The organism is Streptomyces malaysiensis subsp. malaysiensis (assembly GCF_040653035.1).
In the GTDB taxonomy this organism is placed as follows: domain Bacteria; phylum Actinomycetota; class Actinomycetes; order Streptomycetales; family Streptomycetaceae; genus Streptomyces; species Streptomyces malaysiensis.
The window spans coordinates 1-18,890 of the sequence record NZ_JBEZNG010000011.1 but is presented as its reverse complement, the minus strand read 5'-3'; the positions used below and the strand labels follow the sequence as shown (position 1 = coordinate 18,890).

9 protein-coding genes are annotated in these 18,890 nt (G+C 71.2%); 4 read left to right on the top strand and 5 right to left on the bottom strand.

Annotated features, from left to right (window positions below):
• The first annotated feature begins 44 nt into the window (after window positions 1-44).
• Window positions 45-2,654, top strand: coding sequence for an ATP-dependent Clp protease ATP-binding subunit (locus tag AB0E24_RS22550; protein WP_174885346.1), 2,610 nt, complete (start codon window positions 45-47; stop codon window positions 2,652-2,654).
• A gap of 21 nt (window positions 2,655-2,675) precedes the next feature.
• On the opposite strand, the gene AB0E24_RS22545 is transcribed toward AB0E24_RS22550, so the two are convergent.
• Window positions 2,676-3,845, bottom strand: coding sequence for a CapA family protein (locus AB0E24_RS22545; RefSeq protein ID WP_069860558.1), 1,170 nt, complete (start codon window positions 3,843-3,845; stop codon window positions 2,676-2,678).
• A 347-nt stretch (window positions 3,846-4,192) separates the two neighbouring features.
• Here AB0E24_RS22545 and AB0E24_RS22540 point away from each other — a divergent pair, with 347 nt between their 5' ends.
• The gene (locus AB0E24_RS22540; protein WP_359379369.1) at window positions 4,193-5,044 is read left to right on the top strand and encodes a class I SAM-dependent methyltransferase; all 852 of its coding nucleotides are present in this window, start codon (window positions 4,193-4,195) and stop codon (window positions 5,042-5,044) included.
• Between the two features lie 96 nt (window positions 5,045-5,140).
• Here AB0E24_RS22540 and AB0E24_RS22535 read toward each other — a convergent pair whose 3' ends face one another.
• The 4 genes from AB0E24_RS22535 to AB0E24_RS22520 all read right to left on the bottom strand — a co-directional run bounded on the left by AB0E24_RS22535 (window position 5,141) and on the right by AB0E24_RS22520 (window position 9,717).
• Window positions 5,141-7,051 (bottom strand): Xaa-Pro dipeptidyl-peptidase, encoded by a 1,911-nt coding sequence (locus AB0E24_RS22535; protein ID WP_359379365.1) that lies wholly within the window; start codon window positions 7,049-7,051, stop codon window positions 5,141-5,143.
• A gap of 86 nt (window positions 7,052-7,137) precedes the next feature.
• Window positions 7,138-7,368, bottom strand: coding sequence for a DUF5988 family protein (locus tag AB0E24_RS22530; protein WP_069860561.1), 231 nt, complete (start codon window positions 7,366-7,368; stop codon window positions 7,138-7,140).
• 25 nt (window positions 7,369-7,393) lie between these two features.
• A complete protein-coding gene (locus AB0E24_RS22525) occupies window positions 7,394-8,149 on the bottom strand; it encodes an AfsR/SARP family transcriptional regulator (protein WP_237509262.1) in 756 nt (251 codons plus the stop codon).
• Between the two features lie 755 nt (window positions 8,150-8,904).
• Window positions 8,905-9,717 carry an SAM-dependent methyltransferase gene (locus AB0E24_RS22520; protein WP_069860562.1) on the bottom strand — a complete coding sequence of 271 codons (813 nt, stop codon included), beginning with the start codon at window positions 9,715-9,717 and terminating at the stop codon, window positions 8,905-8,907.
• Window positions 9,718-9,959: 242 nt separating this feature from the next.
• Between AB0E24_RS22520 and AB0E24_RS22515 the strand changes: the two genes are divergently transcribed.
• Together AB0E24_RS22515 and AB0E24_RS22510 are read left to right on the top strand one after the other, a co-directional pair.
• Complete coding sequence (locus AB0E24_RS22515) at window positions 9,960-17,237, top strand: type I polyketide synthase (RefSeq protein ID WP_359379362.1); 7,278 nt, start codon at window positions 9,960-9,962, stop codon at window positions 17,235-17,237.
• A gap of 41 nt (window positions 17,238-17,278) precedes the next feature.
• Window positions 17,279-18,890, top strand: a 1,612-nt coding sequence (locus AB0E24_RS22510) for a type I polyketide synthase (RefSeq protein WP_359379358.1), incomplete at its 3' end; no start/stop codon positions are given.

Sequence of the window (18,890 nt, the reverse complement as noted above, 5' to 3'; positions counted from 1 at the left end):
GCCCAGGAACGGACATCGGTGCAGATCGCCCTTAAACTGAACATATGGGCAGCGGGAACGAGGGCCCGAATCAGGGCCCCGAGGACTTCGGGCCGGATCCCCTCGGCGACTTTCTCGCACGCTTCCTCGGGACCGGGCCGGCCGGGCAGCGGCCCGATTCGCGCCATGTGGACTTCGGCCGGCTGATGAGCGAGAACGCGCGCCATCTCGTCTCGGCCGCCGCCTCCTACGCCGCCGAACACGGCAGCACCGACCTCGACACCGAACATCTGCTGCGGGCCGCGCTCGCCTCCGAGCCCACCCGGACCATGGTCTCGCGGGCCGGGGCCGACCCCGACCGGATCGCCGCCGAGATCGACCGGGAGGCGGGGGGTGGGCCGCCGCGCAGCTCGGTCGCCGTCACCCCGGCCGTCAAGCGGGCGTTGCTCGACGCCCATGAGATAGCCCGCTCACGCGGCGCCTCGTACATCGGCCCCGAACATGTGCTGATCGCGCTCGCCGCCAACCGGGAGTCCACCGCCGGGCAGATCCTCAACGCCGCCCGCTTCGAACCCAAGGCCCCGGGACCGCCGCCGACCGGCGGCCTCACACCGAGCGCCCCCACGGCCGACCAGAGGCCCGCCCCGGACCAGCGCAAGACCCCGAACCTCGACCGGTTCGGCCGCGATCTGACCGAACTGGCCCGCGAGGGGCGGATCGACCCGGTGATCGGCCGCGACGAGGAGATCGAGCAGAGCATCGAGGTGCTCGCCCGGCGCGGCAAGAACAACCCCGTCCTCATCGGTGAGGCGGGAGTCGGCAAGACGGCCGTCGTCGAAGGGCTCGCCCAGCGGATCGCCGACGCCGATGTGCCGGACATCCTGCTCGGCCGCCGGGTCGTCCAGCTCGACATCGCGAGCGTCGTGGCCGGCACCCGCTTCCGCGGCGACTTCGAGCAGCGGGTCACCAGCATCGTCGACGAGATCCGCACCAACACCGATGAGTTGATCATCTTCATCGACGAGTTGCACACGGTCGTCGGCGCAGGCGGCGGTGGCTCCGAGAGCGGCCAGATGGACGCCAGCAACCTCCTCAAGCCCGCGCTGGCCCGCGGCGAACTCCATGTGATGGGCGCGACCACCCTCCGGGAGTACCGCCAGTACATCGAGAAGGACGCCGCGCTCGCCCGCCGCTTCCAGCCCATCATGGTCCCCGAGCCCACCCCCGCGGACGCCGTCGCCATCCTGCACGGCCTCCGCGACCGGTACGAGGCCCACCATCAGGTCCGCTACACCGACGAGGCGCTGCTCGCCGCCGTCGAGCTCTCCGACCGCTATCTGACCGACCGCTTCCTGCCCGACAAGGCCATCGACCTGATGGACCAGGCCGGGGCCCGGGTCCGGCTGCGCTCCAGCGCCCGGGGCACCGATCTGCGTGCCCTGGAGCGGGAGGTCGAGCAGCTCACCCGGGACAAGGACCAGGCCGTCGCGTCCGAGAGCTATGAACGCGCCACCTCCCTGCGGGACCGGATCGCCGAGCTGAACGGCCGGATCACCCAGGCGTCCGGCACCCAGTACCACGGCGGGCGCGTCGCCGAGGTCACCGTCGAGGACATCGCCGAGATCGTCTCCCGGCAGACCGGAATCCCCGTCTCCAGCCTCACCCAGGAGGAGCGCGAACGCCTGCTGGGCCTGGAGGAACACCTCCAGCGGCGGGTCGTCGGGCAGGAGGAGGCGGTGTCCGCCGTGTCCGACGCCGTCCTGCGCGCCCGTGCCGGACTCGCCGACCCCAACCGTCCGAGCGGCAGCTTCCTCTTCCTCGGCCCCACCGGCGTCGGCAAGACCGAACTCGCCCGCGCACTGGCCGAGGCGCTCTTCGGCAGCGAGGACCGCATGGTCCGGCTCGATATGAGCGAGTACCAGGAGAAGCACACCGTCAGCCGGCTGGTCGGCGCGCCCCCCGGATACGTCGGGCACGAGGAGGCCGGTCAGCTCACCGAGGCGGTGCGCCGCCAGCCCTACTCGCTGGTGCTCATGGACGAGGTGGAGAAGGCACACCCCGATGTCTTCAACATCCTGCTCCAGGTGCTCGACGACGGCAGGCTGACGGACGCCCAGGGCCGCACCATCGACTTCAAGAACACCGTCATCGTGATGACCAGCAACCTCGGCTCGGAGGCCATCACCGGACGCGGCGGCCCCCTGGGCTTCGGCGGCGGCGGGGACGAGGAGGCCGACGAGGCGGCCCGCCGGGAGCGGGTGCTGCGCCCGCTGCGCGAGCACTTCCGGCCGGAGTTCCTCAACCGCATCGACGAGATCGTCATCTTCCGCCGGCTCGCCGACGAGCAGCTGCGGCAGATCGCCGATGTGCTGCTGGAGGAGACCAGGCGCCGGCTGCGCGCCCAGGACGTCGGCGTGGAGTTCGCCCCGGCCGCCGTCGAATGGCTGGCCCGGCACGGACACCAGCCGGAGTACGGGGCCCGGCCGCTGCGCCGCACCATCCAGCGCGAGGTGGACAATCCGCTCTCCCGGATGCTGCTCGGCGGTACGTTGCCCGCGCACAGCCATGTCCGGGTCGATGTGGCGGACGACAAACTGGCCTTCCACACCGAGGAGGCCGAGCGGCCGGAGCGGCCCGGCCCCCCGCCCGGCCCGCCGGAGCGGACGGACCGGTAGACCCATGAGGTGTCCGCCCGGTCAACGGCCCATCGTCAGGCCGTCCTTCTTGGCGCCCCGGCTGAGCACCGCGCCCTGGATGGTGCTCAGCGCGCTGGTGTAAGCCGGGTTGCCGGGGCTCCTCTCCAGGGCCCGGGGAAGGTTCACCAGGGCGATCGGATCGTTGTCCACGGCATGCGGGATGTACTCCGCCTTCTTCACCCCCCACGCCCTGCCCGGGGCGGTGGGCGGGGTGAAGGTGAAGCGCGCGGCCGAGCCCATCTGGCCGCGTTTGTCGGGCATGACCCCCGCGATCTGGTCCCCCATGCCGTACACCACCCAGGTGCCGTTGACCTTCTCGTACGCCTGGGGGATATGGGCGTGGGTGCCGATGATCAGGTCGATGTCGCGGCGCCCCCCGTCCTTGGCGGCGGTGAGCTTCTTGGCGAGTGAGAGCTGGAGCTTGTCCGGCGCCTGCTGCCATTCGGTGCCCCAGTGCACACTGACGACGACCACATCGGCCCCGGCACGCCGCGCGGCCCGCGCGTCCTTGATGATCCGCGCCGGATTGATCAGGTTGATCAGCCACGGTTTGCCCTTGGGCACCGGGATGCCGTTGGTGCCGTACGCGTAGGCGAGGTGGGCGACCTTGGCGCCACCGGCCTCCAACAGCGTGGGACGGGCGCTCTCCGCGGCGGAACGGGCCGATCCGGCGTGCTTGAGCCCGGCCTTGTCCATGGCGTCGAGGGTGCGGACCACCCCCTCGGAACCGGCGTCGAGGGTGTGGTTGGAGGCGGTGGAGCAGGAGTCGTAGCCGAGGCTTTTCACATTCGCGGCGAGCTGTGGCGGTGTCTTGAAGGTCGGGTAGCCGGTGAACGGCCCGTGGGCGGCCCCGTAGACGGTCTCCATATGGCAGATGGCCAGGTCGGCCTGGGCGACGAGGGGCGCGGCCGCCCGGATCATGCGCCGGAAGTCATAGCCGTCGCTGCCCGAGTCGGCCTTCGCCTGCCGGATGACCGAGGCGTGCACCAGCAGATCGCCGGTGGCCACCAGGGTGAACTTCTTCATGGACCCGCTCCGGGCCGCCGCCGAGGTCTTCGAGGGCTTCTCCTCGGCCTTCGGGGTGGCCGGTGTCCCGCTGCCGCACGCGGTGGCGGCGCCGAGCAGGGCGATGGCGAGAAGCGCCGTCAGATGGCGTGGGTGATGGGACACGGTGCACTCCGCACTGTCCGGGCCATGCCGGACCCTTTTGTTCTGATTGTCGGATTGTCATATTTATATGCACGACATCAGGAGGGCTTGCGGAGTGGTGTGGAGCTTCACCGGATCGGCCTACCGGTTGCACTCGATGGGCCCGGTCGCCCACTGTTCGGCGCCCATGGATGAGAAAATGCGCGACCGTCGCGCGACGCCGTGGCCGGGGGGCGGTTCCCGGGTCGGCTTCCGGCGCGTAACTCCCTTGTGAACATGGGCCGTCAGCGGTGCTCCCGGGGTGTGGAGCTGCCACCATGGGATGTGCCGCTCGCGACATACGGCGGGCCCTCGGGGGAGGACGCTCCATGCAGATCGGCCGGCCCAGCACCACCGCCCGTGGCGCGGCCGCGTTCCGCGCCGCCCACCAGGAACTCGAGGGCGGCCGGGTGTTCCACGATCCCCTGGCGCTCCGCATCCTCGCCGCCGACGCGGACGATCCCGTCCTGGAGGCGGCCTTCCACCCCGGGCGCGAGGACGTGCGGCTGTCCGTGGCCGCCCGCGCACGGTTCGCCGAGGACGCCGTGGCGGCCGCCGTGGCGCGCGGGGTACGGCAGGCGGTGGCGCTGGGGGCGGGTCTGGACACCTTCGGCTGCCGCAATCCGTACGAGGCGGACGGTCTGCGGGTGTTCGAGGTGGACCACCCCGCGACCCAGGAGTGGAAACGCGACCGGCTGGCCGTCGCGGAGATCCCCGTACCGCCGTCGCTGACCTTCGCACCGGTCGACTTCGAGCGGCAGGGACTGGCCGACGGGCTGACGGCGGCGGGCTTCGACCCGGCCCGCCCGGCGTTCTTCATCTGGCTCGGGGTGGTGCCGTATCTGACGCACACCGCCGTGCTGGACACGCTCGGCTCCATCGCGGGACTGCCGGACGGCTCCGGAGTCGTCTTCGACTACGGTGAGCCGCCGGATGTGCTGCCACCGGAGCAACGCGCCGTGCACGAGGCCCGCGCGGAGTGGGCCGCCAAGGCCGGTGAGCCCTTCCTCAGCTTCTTCACTCCGGAGGAACTCGCCGGTGAACTGCGTCGGCTGGGCTTCTCGCAGACGGAGGACATCCGCTACCGCGACCTCGCGGCCCGGTACGAGAGCGGCCACCGCATGGGCGATGAGCACCCGGACCTGGGTGCCCATGTGATCCACACCTGGAGCCAGGGGTGAGCGCCTGGAGCCGGGGCTGACCGCCTGGATTCGGCGCTGGGCCCGGACCGCCGGTGGCGGCCCGGGCCCCGTCCATGCGCTGGTGGGGCAACTCGCCTATCGGCGAAGGGAGTTGCGGAGCCCATCGGCGGCGGTCACCGGCACGGTGACCCGGCTGCCGCCCAGGTCCACCGTCACCTTCGCCCCGGTCGGCTCCTCGAAGTAGAGGAAGTCGGCGTCGGTGCCGCCGAGGACCAGCCCCAGCCGATGGCCCGGCTTGATCTCGTAGTCGCCCGGCAGGGTCTTCCAGGTGATCTGGTAGGCACGGCCGGGGGTCAGCGGCTCCGGGGTGGTGGTCGAGTGGCGGTTCTGGGCGTCCATCCAGCCGCGGGCGATCACCTCGGAGGGTTTGCGCGCCGTCACATTGGCGGTCTGCTGGTAGCAGGCGTCGTCCTGGGCGGTGCCCGCTCCGTGGCAGGACTCCTCGTCCAGCCCGCGCAGCCCGTCGTGGATCCTGTTCTGGGGTTCGTTGCGGTTCCAGTCGATCCGCTCGTCCTCGCCGTAGTCCACGAGCAGCGCGGTGAGGTTCGACGTCGGTTTGTCGAGCGTGACCCGCAGGTCGGCGGTGGGCGTCCCGGAGAGCCGAACCCCGGTGCGCAGTGGCGGGGTGAGGAACGCCAGCCGTCCAGGACGGCTCGCCGACGGGTCGGCGGTGAGATCCGCCTCGCTCAGCTTGGTGTCGGTGAAAGTCCCGGTGCCGCTCGTGGGGCTCAGCGCCAGCGAGCCGTCGGGCCCGGGGCGCAGGGGCACCGAGGAGGTGCCCGAGGGCCAGTCCGCCCGGGTCGTCCAGGTGGTCGGGCCGGTCTGCACATCGACCCGGGGCTCGTCCATGATTCCGTTCCGGACGCCGTAGAGCCAGTGGTCGAACCAGCGGTGCACGGTGTCGACCCACTGCGCGCGCCGGCCGGGCCAATCGAACGGATCGGTGTGCCCATAGCGGCCCAGCCACAGCTTGCGTGGCACTCCGCGCTCGGCCAGCGGGGCCCACCAATTGGCGAACTGGTTGATCCGGACGTTGTAGTCGTTGATGTCATGCGCCGCGAGGACGCTCGCACGTACTTTGCCCACCTCGGGTACCGGCCGTGCGATGTAATCGCGCTCGCTCCAGTGGGCGTTGTAGTTGCCGGTGGCGTCGTCCTCACCGGCCTGGAGCCGGTCGCGCACCGCCTGGCACTTCCGGGGCGGATCGGAGTCCAGCGCGGTCGTCAGATAGGAGGCGAAGCCGTTCCAGTGCTTGGCGCCGTTGGTGCGGGCGAATTCGTACCATGAGCTGATCCCGGAGATCGGGACGATGGTCTCCAGCCCCTCCACCCCGGTGCCCGCCACGGCGTTGGCCAGTGTGCCCTCGTACGAGTGGCCGATCATGCCCACCTTGCCGGTGGACCAGGTGGCCTTCACCTCGCTGCCGTCGGCCGCGTATGCCGTGGCGCGGCCGCCCAGCCAGTCGATGGCCGCCTTGGCGGCCGCCACATCGGAGGCGCCGCCGACCGTCATACAGCCGTCGGATCTGCCGGTCCCGGTCACATCGACATCGACCACGGCGTAGCCGCGCGGTACGAAGTAATTGTCGTAGAAGAGAGGGAACTTGACCGGGGCGCCCTGGGCGTCATAGACCTTGCGCTCCGCTTCGAACCCGCGGCCCACGGTGTCGTTGTAGGGGCTGGACGACATGATGACCGGCACCTTGAGCCCCTGCCGGGTCTCCTTGGGCCGGATGATGTCCACCGCGGCCCGGTCCTTGTGACCGTCGCCGTCGCTGTCGAAGGGCGTCTGCACCATGAGGTGCTCACGCACGGCGTCCTGGTACGAGAACACCGGCTGGGTACGGCCGTCCACCACCTCGGTGCCGGCCGGGCCGCCGGGCCCGGCGGATGTCCGGGCCGACGCGGGCCCGGCGGGCAGGGTGGCAAGGGCTGTCGACATCGTGAGCGCGGCGATCACCACCCCGCTCCATCGTGAAGTGCGCATACGGACCTCCTGGCCACGGCCCCCGGCCCGGGATCAGCGGCCGGTGGTGACCGGCCGGCGACCCCGGGGTTCCGGAGCCATGGAGGCTACTCGGCGATTTTCGTACGCATGGTCCAGCGAAAGATCGCTGTGGTGATGTCAGTGGAGTCGTTGACGAGTTCGAAGTGCTCGTATCCATTGCGATGCTGGATTTTGAGCTTCTTGCTGGTGAGGGTCGACCGCCCGGTCCGGAATGCCCGGGGCAGATCCTCCGGTCCGCCTTCGAGGACGACCTCGATCGGGCTGCCGTCGGACACATAACTGATGTGATCGCTCATTGTTCACCCCCTTACGCGGTCTTCCTCAGGCGGGCACATGCAGCTCCAGCCGGTCATCCGAGGTGAGGATGGCCCGCTGCATGTCCTGGAGGGCCCGGCACGGTTCGAGCCCGAGTTCCTCGTTGAGTGTCTTTCGCGCCGCTTGGTACACATGCAGGGCGTCCGCCCGGCGGCCACAGCGGTAGAGCGCCAGCATCAACTGACGGTGCAGTGCCTCCCGTAAAGGATGCTCGGTGGTCAGCTGGTACAGATCGCTCACCAGCTCGCGATGGCGGCCGAGCATGAGCCGGGAATCCGTCAGCATCTCGACGCATTCCAGCCGGGCCTCCTTCAGCCAGGTCTGAAAGCCTTCGAGGATCGGTCCATGGCATACATCGTCCAGCGATGGATCGCGCCAGAGGTCGAGCGCGCTTTCGAAGGTGGCCGTGGCCTGCTGGTAGCGCCGCTCCCTGAGCTGATCCCGGCCCTCGCACACCAGCCGCTCGAAACAGTGGAAGTCGAGGCGATCGGGGCCCAGCCGCAGAACATATCCCGGGGGGCGGGTGAGAACGGGGCTTTCGCTCTGACCGGGCCGGCGCAGGAACTTACGGATCTGGGAGACATACACATGAAGCCCGGCGATCGCCCGCCGCGGCGGATCCTCCCCCCAGATCTCCGTGATGAGCTGGTCGATCGGGACCACTTGATCGGCGCGGACGAGCAGAACGGTCAACAGGACCTCGATCTTCCGCGCCCTGATGGTTAATTTCCGCTCCCCCTCCACTACACGGAGAGGTCCCATGATCTCATATCGCACGATGTGCCCCATCCGAGTCGCCGACGAGTGCGGTAATGGGACAGTCGGCGCCTTTGCCGGAATTGCCCGCGGGGTTATCCGTGTGTTCTCTCGATTTCGAGGGCGGGGTCCATCTGCTTCCGGAGGCGAACGAATGTGCGGGTCGGGCTCTTGCGGTCCATGCCGATCGCCGGCCCCGGCCGTCCGGGCGGTGCGCGGGAATTGCCGCGTCCCCGGCGTTCGGCGATCCCGAAGGGGATGGGAAGTGGGCGCTTGCCGAGCCGCTTGCGTGTGAAAAGTGGTCCGGCCGCGCCTCACTGCACGGGGACGGGCGGTGTCGCCGGATCCACTGCCGCACGCTGTTCGCGACTGCCATTACTCACCCCTCTATTATCGCGGACCTGCCGAGGAATCAGAGGACGGACGAGACCGACGCCTTCGGCAGGTGCCCCACATCGTAAGCGAGTCCTATGACTACCCACCTCACCTAGAATCCAGATATACGCGCCCTCGAGGCGGCGTCCTCGACGGTGCGGAGCGGGTATTCGCAATACGGTCCGGAAGATCGGGGTCCGGATATCCCGCACCTGAGGTGTTGCAGTCCGCGAATGAGAATACGCGGATCACATAGGCCGGGACAAGCACGTCTTGCGAGATCATGGGTCCCTTGTTGCCGCTTTGATGAGGAGCGGAAAATTCCGGCTGCGCGGGACCCATGAAGGTTTCTCGAATAACCGTCAGGTTTGCCGTCGGAGCCGGATTCAGGACTTGTGGGCCACCACGATCGCGCAACCGGCGCTGGGCACGGTGGGCAGTGCCGACTTGGCGGCGTCCAGTACCTCCTGCACGCTGACCCCGTGGCGCGCCTCGAACTCCCGGCGGCAGCGCAGGATGCCGTCGATCATCCGGTTGGCGGTGTCCTTGGTGTTCTCGGTGACATCGGTCAACTCGTCGAGCACCAGCCCCGCGTCATCGACCAGCCGCGGCCAGTCCTCCAGCCGGGTCAGCGAGGTGACCACACCGGGATCGCCGTCCGGCCGGTAACTGCCGTCGCTCGGCGGAGTGACATCCGTGAGCACCAGCCGCCCTCCGGGCCTCAGCACACGGGCCATCTCCCGCAGAGCGGTCGGACGGTCCATGTGATTGATCGATTCGAATGCGAGTACGGCGTCGAAAGCCGCGCCCTCGAAAGGCATGGCCATGGCGTCGGCGTATTGGAATGCCACCCGGTCGGACAGCCCGGCCAACCGGGCGGATTCGGCAGCCTGTTTGACCTGGAGCTCACTGATCGTGATGCCCAGGACATCGGCGCCGGTGGAGGTCGCCACCCGCATCGCCGGTTTCCCGATACCACATCCGACATCCAGCACCCGGTCCCCGGACCCCACCCGCAGCCGCTCGATCAGCAGATCCGTGAAGCGGTCGGTGGCCTCCTGGACCGAACTGGTATCCGACGGGCCGTCCCAGTAGCCGAAGTGGAAGTTGTCGTCCCACGCCATCTGGAGAAGCGGTCCCAGCGAGCTGTAGTAGTCCGACACCGTGTCGCCTGGCGGCACGGCCGATGGAGATGTCATGACACTCCTCCTGTGTGCTCCGAGATCGGGTCGGCCAACGGCACATAAAGGCTCACCCGTCCAGCGATGGTCAGGGGTTCCGGTAACGCGTCTCTAAAGTCACCGGCCGTGGCCCATTTGGTCTTGCTTTAGAGCCGCGCACCACGATGGGCCACGTGCTCGCACCGATCATCAATCCGGAGCGGGAGTGCCGCCCATGACCAAGAACACGCAGAGGTTCTCCGAGCGCCGTATGGGGTGCGATGGATAGCGCCGCGCCCACCCGGACACCCCAGCAAGCGGAGCCCATCGCCGTGGTGGGCATGGCCTGCCGCCTGCCGCACGCACCCAGCCCGTCGGCTTTCTGGCGGCTGCTGCGGCAGGGCGGGAACGCCATCACCACCCTGCCGGACGACCGCCGCCGGACCGCCGCCGCCACCACCGACGGCCCCGACCGGCCGGCCCCGACCTGGTACGGCGGTTTCCTGGACCGCGTCGACACCTTCGACGCCGCCTTCTTCGGCATCGCGCCCCGCGAGGCCACGGCCATGGACCCCCAGCAACGGCTGATGCTCGAACTCGCCTGGGAGGCGTTCGAGGACGCGGGAATCCGCCCCGGAACACTGAAGGACAGCCCCACCGGTGTGTTCGTCGGCGCCATCTGGGACGAGTACGCCACCCTCCTGCGCCAGGACACCGCCACGGCAACCCGGCACGCCATGACCGGCGTCCACCGCAGCATCATCGCCAACCGGGTGTCCTACGGCTACGGTCTGCGCGGCCCGAGCCTCACCGTCGACACCGCACAGTCCTCTTCCCTGGTGGCCGTGCACACCGCCTGCGAGTCCCTGCGCCGCCGGGAGTGCACCCTGGCGCTGGCCGGTGGCGTCAACCTCATCCTCACCGAGGACAGCATGGCGGCCGCCGCCGCCCAGTTCGGCGGGCTCTCGCCGGACGGCCGCTGCCACACCTTCGACGCCCGCGCCAACGGCTTCGTCCGAGGTGAGGGCGGTGCGACGGTACTGCTCAAACCCCTGGCCGCGGCCGTACGCGACGGCGACGCGGTGTACTGCGTCATCCACGCCGGGGCCGTCAACAACGACGGCGCCACCGACGGGCTGACCGCCCCCAGCGCGGCGGCCCAGGAGGACGTGGTGCGCACCGCACACCGCCGGGCCGGAGTCGCACCCGACGAGGTCCAGTACATCGAGTTGCACGGCACCGGAACCCCCGTCGGCGACCCCGTCGAAGCGGCGGCCCTCGGCGCCGCGCTCGGCACCGCCCGGACGGACGGCACACCGCTGCCCGTCGGCTCCGCCAAGACCAACGTGGGCCACCTCGAAGGCGCCGCCGGCATCGTCGGACTGCTCAAGACCGCCCTCGCCATCCGGCACCGCCGGCTCCCGGCCAGCCTCCACTTCACCACCCCGAACCCGCGGATCCCGCTGACCGAGCTCGGACTGCGGGTCCAGGACCGGCTCACCGACTGGCCCCACCCGAACCGGCCACTGCTCGCCGGGGTCAGCTCCTTCGGCATGGGCGGCACCAACTGCCATCTGGTCCTCGGCGAAGCACCCGCGCCGGAGTCCGCGCCCCCGTCAGCGCACCCCTCGCCACCCGTGGTGGCCTGGCCGATCTCCGCGAAGACCCCCAAGGCGCTGCGCGCCCAGGCCGGGCGGCTGCGCGACCACCTCGCGGACCACCCCGACCTCACCCCGGCCGACATCGCACACTCCCTGGCCACCACCCGGACCGCCTTCGGCCACCGCGCAGTGATCCTCGGCGAGGGCTCGGACGAGCTGCTGAGCGGGCTGAACGCGCTGGCCGAGGGCACGGAGACCGCAGGAGTGGTGCGGGGCAGGACCATGGACGGCGGCCTCGCCTTCCTCTTCAGCGGCCAGGGCAGCCAGCGGGCGGCCATGGGCCATGAGCTGTACGCGGCCCATCCGGTCTTCGCCGCGGCGCTGGACGAGGTGTGCGACTGCCTGGACCAGCGGCTGACGGAGCCGCTGCGCGAGGTGCTGACCGCCCAAGCCCCCTCGCCGCGGGCGGCGTTGCTCGACCACACCTCGTACACCCAGCCCGCGCTGTTCGCCATCGAGGTGGCCCTGTACCGGCTGGCCGAATCCTGGGGGGTCACCCCCGGCCATCTGCTGGGCCACTCGGTCGGCGAGATCGCCGCCGCCCATGTGGCCGGTGTGCTCACCCTGCCGGACGCCTGCGCCCTGGTGGCCGCCCGCGGCCGTTTGATGCAGGCGGTCACGGCGAAGGGCGCCATGGCCGCGCTGCACGCCGACGCCGACGAGGCCGCCGGACTTCTCGCCGGATGGGCGGACCGGCTGGACATCGCCGCCGTCAACGGCCCCTCCTCCGTGGTGATTTCGGGCGACCACGACGCGGTCCACGAGGCCGCCGCCGTCTGGCGCGAACGCGGCCGCAAGGCCCGGCTGCTGAAGGTCGGCCACGCCTTCCACTCACCGCACATGGACGGCATGCTCGACGAACTGCGCGCCGTCGCCGCCGGGCTGACCTTCTCCGCACCGGCCATCCCCCTCGTCTCCAATGTGACGGGACGGCTCGCCACCGCCTCGGAGTTCGCCTCACCGGACTACTGGGCCCGGCACGCCCGCCACGCGGTGCGCTTCATGGACGGTGTGCACACCCTTCTGGGCGCCGGGGTCACCACCTTCCTCGAACTCGGACCGGACGCCCCGCTCACCGCCATGACCCGCGAATGCCTCACCGCACGGCCCGAACCGGCTCCCGGGCGGCCGCGCCCGGCCGCCGTGGCGGCGCTGCGCCGCGACCGTCCCGAGGTGCGCACCTTCGCCGCCGCCATGGCCCAGGCGTATGTCCACGGCGCCGAGGTGGCCTGGGACCAAGCCTGCGGCGGGCAACCCCGGCGGCGCGTCGCCCTGCCGACGTATGCCTTCCAGCGCGACCGCCACTGGCCCGGCACCACACCCGAATCCACCGCGCGGGCCACACACACCTCCGGGACGGACGACGCCCCGGACCCGGCGCCGCCCACGGAAGAGACGGCCGGGCCCGGCGACGCGGGGCCGGACCGCGATCCGCTGGACACCGTGCGGACCCATGTGGCCCTCGTCCTCGGGCACTCCGACCCCGGCGCCATCGATCCCGGCCTCACCTTCAAGGAGCTGGGCTTCGACTCGCTCGCGGCGACCGAACTGAGCGAACGGCTCGGCGCGGCCACCGGGCTGCCCCTGACCGCCACGCTCACCTTCGACCACCCCACGCCCCTGGCCGTCGCCGACCATCTGCGCGCCCGGATCGCCCCCGCCACCGGCCCGTCCGCCACCCCAGCCGCGGCAACGGCCCCCGCACCGCGCGATGCGGACGAGCCGATCGCCGTGGTGGCCATGGGCTGCCGCTACCCGGGCGGGGTCGACTCGCCCGAGGCCCTGTGGCGGCTGGTGGCCGAGGGCGCGGACGCGATCGGGGAGTTCCCCCGCGACCGCGGCTGGGACCTGGCCGCACTGTTCGACCCCGACCCGGAACGCCCCGGCACCAGCCACGCCCACGAGGGCGGCTTCCTCCACGACGCGTCCGAATTCGACGCGGAGTTCTTCGGGATCAGCCCCCGGGAGGCACTGGCCACCGATCCCCAGCAACGGCTGCTGCTGGAAACCGCGTGGGAGACCTTCGAACGCGCGGGCATCCGCTCCACCGCCCTCCGGTCCAGCCCGACCGGGGTGTTCGTCGGCGTGACGTCCCAGGACTACGGCCCCCGGCTGCACGAGGCGCCCAAGGGGCTCGACGGCCATCTGCTGACCGGTGGCACCCCGAGCGTGGCGTCCGGTCGGGTGGCGTTCACCTTCGGCCTGGAAGGGCCCGCGGTGTCGGTGGACACGGCGTGTTCGTCCTCGCTCGTGGCCGTCCATCTGGCGGTACGGGCACTGCGGCAGGGAGAGTGCACCCTGGCGCTGGCCGGAGGGGTGACGGTGATGGCCGCGCCCGGCATGTTCACCGGCTTCTCCCGCCAGCGTGGCCTGGCCCCCGACGGGCGGTGCAAGCCGTTCGCGGCGGCCGCCGACGGCACCGGCTGGGGCGAGGGCGTCGGCCTGCTGCTCCTGGAGCGGCTGTCCGACGCCCGGCGCAACGGCCATCGGGTGCTGGCGGTGATCCGTGGCTCGGCCGTCAACCAGGACGGCGCCTCCAACGGGCTGACCGCGCCCAACGGCCCCTCTCAGCAGCGGGTGATCCGCCAGGCCCTCGCCGACGCCCGGCTGTCGCCGTCCGAGGTCGACGCCGTCGAGGCCCATGGCACCGGAACCACCCTCGGCGACCCGATCGAGGCCCAGGCCCTGCTCGCCACCTACGGCCGGCAGCGGCCCGGGGACCGGCCCCTGTGGCTGGGCTCGCTGAAGTCCAACATCGGCCACACCCAGGCCGCGGCCGGAGTGGCGGGCGTCATCAAGATGGTGATGGCCATGCGCCACGGACTGCTGCCGGCCACCTTGCATATCGACGCGCCCAGCCCGCATGTCAACTGGGACGGCGGCGCGGTACGGCTGCTGACCGAGCGGGTGGAGTGGCGGCGCGACGAACACCCCCGGCGCGCGGGAGTGTCCTCCTTCGGCATCAGCGGCACCAACGCCCATCTGATCCTGGAACAGGCCCCCGAGCCGGGGCCCGCCCCCAGTGGCGCGCGGACGGATGAGGACCACCGGCCGGTGCCCTGGGTGCTGTCCGCCCGGAGCGCCGAGGCCCTCCGGGGCCAGGCCCGGGAGCTGGCCGCTCGTACGGCAGCCGACCACACGGCCGTCGATCACACGGCAGCCGACCACACGGCAGCCGACCACACGCCATCGCCTCTGGACGTGGGCTGGTCGCTGATCACCACCCGGACGGCCTTCGAGCACCGCGCGGTGGTGGTCGGCGGGGACCGGGCTGAACTCACCGCCGCCCTCCAGTCACTGGCGGCCGACGAAACCCACCCGGGCGTGGTGGGCCCGGACGTCACCCGCTCCGGTGCGGCGGCCGACCCGGGCCCGGTGCTGGTGTTCCCCGGCCAGGGCTCGCAGTGGGCCGGAATGGGCGCCGGACTGCTGGACGCCTCACCGGTGTTCGCCGCCCGGGTGGCGGAGTGCGAACGGGCGCTCGCGCCCCATGTCGACTGGTCGCTCACCGATGTCCTGCGGGGCGCCGAGGGCGCCGCCGAGCTGAGCCGGGTGGATGTGGTGCAGCCGGTGCTCTGGGCGGCGATGGTGTCCCTGGCCGCCGTATGGGCCGAGTACGGCGTGCGCCCCGCCGCCGTGGTGGGCCACAGTCAGGGCGAGATCGCCGCGGCCGTGGTGGCGGGAGCGCTGTCCCTGGAGGACGGCGCGAAGGTCGTGGCGCTCCGCAGCAAGGCATTGCGGCGGCTGGCCGGAGGCGGGGCCATGGCCTCGCTGGCACTGGGCCGCGAGCGGGCGGAGGAACTGCTGTCCGGGCTCGGCGACCGGGCCGCCGCGGTGGTGGTGGCGGTGGTGAACGGCCCCGAGTCCACCGTCGTCTCCGGGCCGCCGGAGCAGGTGGCCGCGGCCGTGACCGCCTGCCGGGAGGCGGACGAGCGGGCGCGCATGATCGAGGTGGACTATGCCTCACACAGCCCCCAGGTCGATGAGATCGCGGACGAACTCACCGAGTTGCTCGGGGGAGTTGAGCCGGTCGAGGTGTCCGGGTCCGGGGTGGCGTTCTATTCGACGGTGACCGGTGGCCGGGCCGATGTCTCCGTTCTGGACACGGGCTACTGGGTGCGGAACCTGCGGGAGCGGGTGCGGTTCGCCGAGGCGATTCAGGCGCTGCTGGCCGATGGCCACCGGGTGTTCATCGAGGCCAGCACCCACCCCGTCCTCACCATGGCGATGCGGGAGAGCTTCGAGCACGCGGACAGTGGCGCCGCCGCGGTGCCCACTCTGCGGCGGGACCACGGCGACCTGGCCCAGCTGACCAAGTCGGTCGCACGGGCGTTCCTCGCCGGGGCAGAGGTGGACTGGTCGGCCGCCTTCCCGGCCGACCCCACGCCTCGTACGGTCGATCTGCCCACGTACGCCTTCCAGCGGCGACGCTACTGGCTGGACGCCCCCGGCGGGCCCGGCGGGGACCCCCGCGCCCTCGGCCTGGCCGCCGCGGACCATCCGCTGCTGGGCGCCGCGGTGCGGCTCGCCGACGGCAGTGGCCATGTGCTGACGGGACGACTGTCCCCACAGACGCACGGATGGCTCGCCGACCATGTGGTGGCGGGCGTGGCCCTGGTCCCCGCAGCCGCCCTGATGGAGTGGGCGCTGCGGGCGGCCGACGAGTCCGGCTGCGGTGCGCTGGAGGAACTCGCGCTGCGGCTGCCGCTGGTGATGCCCGCGACGGGCGGCCGGTGTGTCCAGGCGATGGTCGGCCCGCCGGCCGACGACGGACGCCGCGACCTCGCGATCTACTCCCTGCCCGAAGAGGCGCTTCGCACGGCCGGGGACACCGACTGGATGTGCCATGCCGTGGGCGTACTCGGCCCCGCCGTACCGGAAAGCGGAGCGACGGAGCCGCCCGGGACATGGCCGCCACCCGAAGCAGAGCTCATGGACACCGACGGGTTCTACGAACGGATCGCCGCATCCGGATACGCCTATGGGGCGGCCTTCCAGGGTCTGCGCGCGGTATGGCGGGACGGCGCGGATCTGGTGGCCGATGTGGAGCTGCCCAAGGCCGCGGGAGAGCCCGGTGGATTCGGCATCCACCCCGCCCTGCTGGACGCGGCGCTGCATCCGACGCTGCTGACCGGCCACCTCGATTCCGGGCCGGAGCACACCGGGGAGCGGATGTGGCTGCCGTTCACCGTGAGCGGCGTGTCCCTGTGGGCGGCCGAGGCCACCGCCGTACGGGTCAGACTCACCCCGGGTTCACGGCCCGCCGAGGGCGAGCGTGAACTGCGGGTCGTCGTCGCGGACGCCGTGGGAGCCCCGGTGCTCACGATCGACGCGCTGGTGCTGCGCCCCGCCGAGGCCGATCAGCTGCGCTCCCTGAACACCGGCCGGGTGGCCACCGACGGCGGGGGCAGCGGTGGTGTACGGCGGCGGGCCGCTGCCGCCGCCGGAGTGTCGTCCGTCGACTGGGTCGCACGGCTGGCACGGCTGTCGGCCGTCGATCGATATCGCACGCTCCTCGGCCTGGTGCGCGACCACGCCGCCACCGTGCTGGGGCACACCGACACCGAGGCGGTGCACGCCGACGCCAACTTCAAGGAGCTGGGTTTTGACTCCCTGACCGCTGTTGAACTGCGCGATCGCCTCGCGGCGGCCACGGAACTGCGGCTGCCCGCGGCCCTGATCTTCAGATATCCGACCCCGGAAGGCATCGCCCACCACCTTGTGCGGCGGCTGTCGACCGACGGCACCGCCGCCACCCCCACCGCGACCGTCCCTCCGAACACGAGCACGCGGTTGCCACGGCAGCCGACGGATGAAATGAGCGCGGCCCAAAGGCTGGAGTCCGCCTCCGCGGATCAGGTCCTTGAGTTTATTGACAACGAGCTTGGTGTGTCCTGAATGTGCCGGGCGCGACGATCGCTGAAGGCCGGGTGACCCCCATGGCGAACGAAGAGAAGCTGGTCGAGTATCTCAAGCGCGTTTCCGCCGATCTGCACGAAACGCGGCTGCGCTTGCGCGAGATGGAGGAGCGTTCCCAGGAGCCGGTGGCCGTGGTCGGCATGGCCTGCCGCTTCCCCGGCGGGGTCACCTCCCCCGAGGAGCTGTGGGAGCTGCTCGTCTCCGGTGTCGACGCGATCGGGGACTTTCCGACGGACCGTGGCTGGGACCTGGAGAACCTCTACCACCCCGACCCGGAGCACTACGGCACCAGCTGCGTCCGCCAGGGCGGATTCGTCGAGGCGGACCGCTTCGACGCGGCGTTCTTCGGCATCAGCCCCAGGGAAGCGCTCGCCATGGACCCGCAGCAGCGGCTGGTGCTGGAGCTGGCCTGGGAGTCCCTGGAGCGGGCCGGTATCGATCCGGTGTCGCTGAAGGGGACACGTACCGGTGTCTACGCCGGTGTGTCCAGCCAGGACTATCTCTCCCGGGCCCCGCGCATCCCCGAGGGATTCGAGGGCTACGCCACCACGGGCGGACTCACCAGTGTGATCTCGGGCCGGGTGGCCTACACCTTCGGCCTGGAGGGGCCGGCGGTGACGGTCGACACCGCATGCTCGGCCTCGCTGGTGGCCATGCACCTGGCGGTGCAGGCCCTGCGGCAGGGGGAATGCGCCCTGGCCCTGGCGGGCGGAGTCACCTCGCTCGCCACCCCCATCATGTTCACCGAGTTCTCCCGGCAGCGCGCACTGGCCCCGGACGGCCGATGCAAATCCTTCGCCGCCGACGCGGACGGCACCGGCTTCTCCGAAGGCGTCGGCCTGGTGGTGCTGGAACGGCTGTCGGAGGCACGGCGCAACGGGCATCGGGTGCTCGCGGTGATCCGGGGCTCGGCGATCAACCAGGACGGCGCGAGCAACGGCCTCACCGCGCCCAACGATGTGGCCCAGGAACGCGTCATCGGCCAGGCGCTGGCCAACGCCCAGCTGGCGCCGGGCGATGTGGACGCCGTCGAGGCACATGGCACCGGCACCAAACTCGGCGACCCGATCGAGGCCGAGGCCCTGATCGCCACGTACGGCCAGAACCGCCCCGCCGACCGGCCACTGCTGCTGGGTTCGCTGAAGTCCAACATCGGCCATACGCATGCGGCGGCCGGTGTGGCGGGCGTGATCAAGATGGTGATGGCGCTCCGGCACCCTCAACTGCCCGCGAATCTGCACCTCGGCGAGCCCACCCCACATGTGGACTGGGACGGCAGCGGACTGCGGCTGCTGACCGAGCCGGTGGAGTGGCCCCGCCTGGAGCGACCCCGTCGTGCGGCGGTGTCCTCGTTCGGCATCTCGGGTACGAACGCCCATCTGATCCTGGAGCAGACGCCTGAGGGGGATGTGGAGTCGGTGTCCGCTGAGGTGGGTGGGGTGGTGCCGTGGGTGGTGTCGGGGCGGAGTGTGGAGGCGTTGCGGGGGCAGGCGGCGGGGTTGGTTGAGCGGGTGGGTGGGGGTTCGGGGTTGTCGGTGGTGGATGTGGGGTGGTCGTTGGTCAGTGCGCGGTCGGTGTTTGAGCATCGGGCGGTGGTGGTGGGTGAGGGGCGTGGTGAGTTGGTGGCGGGGT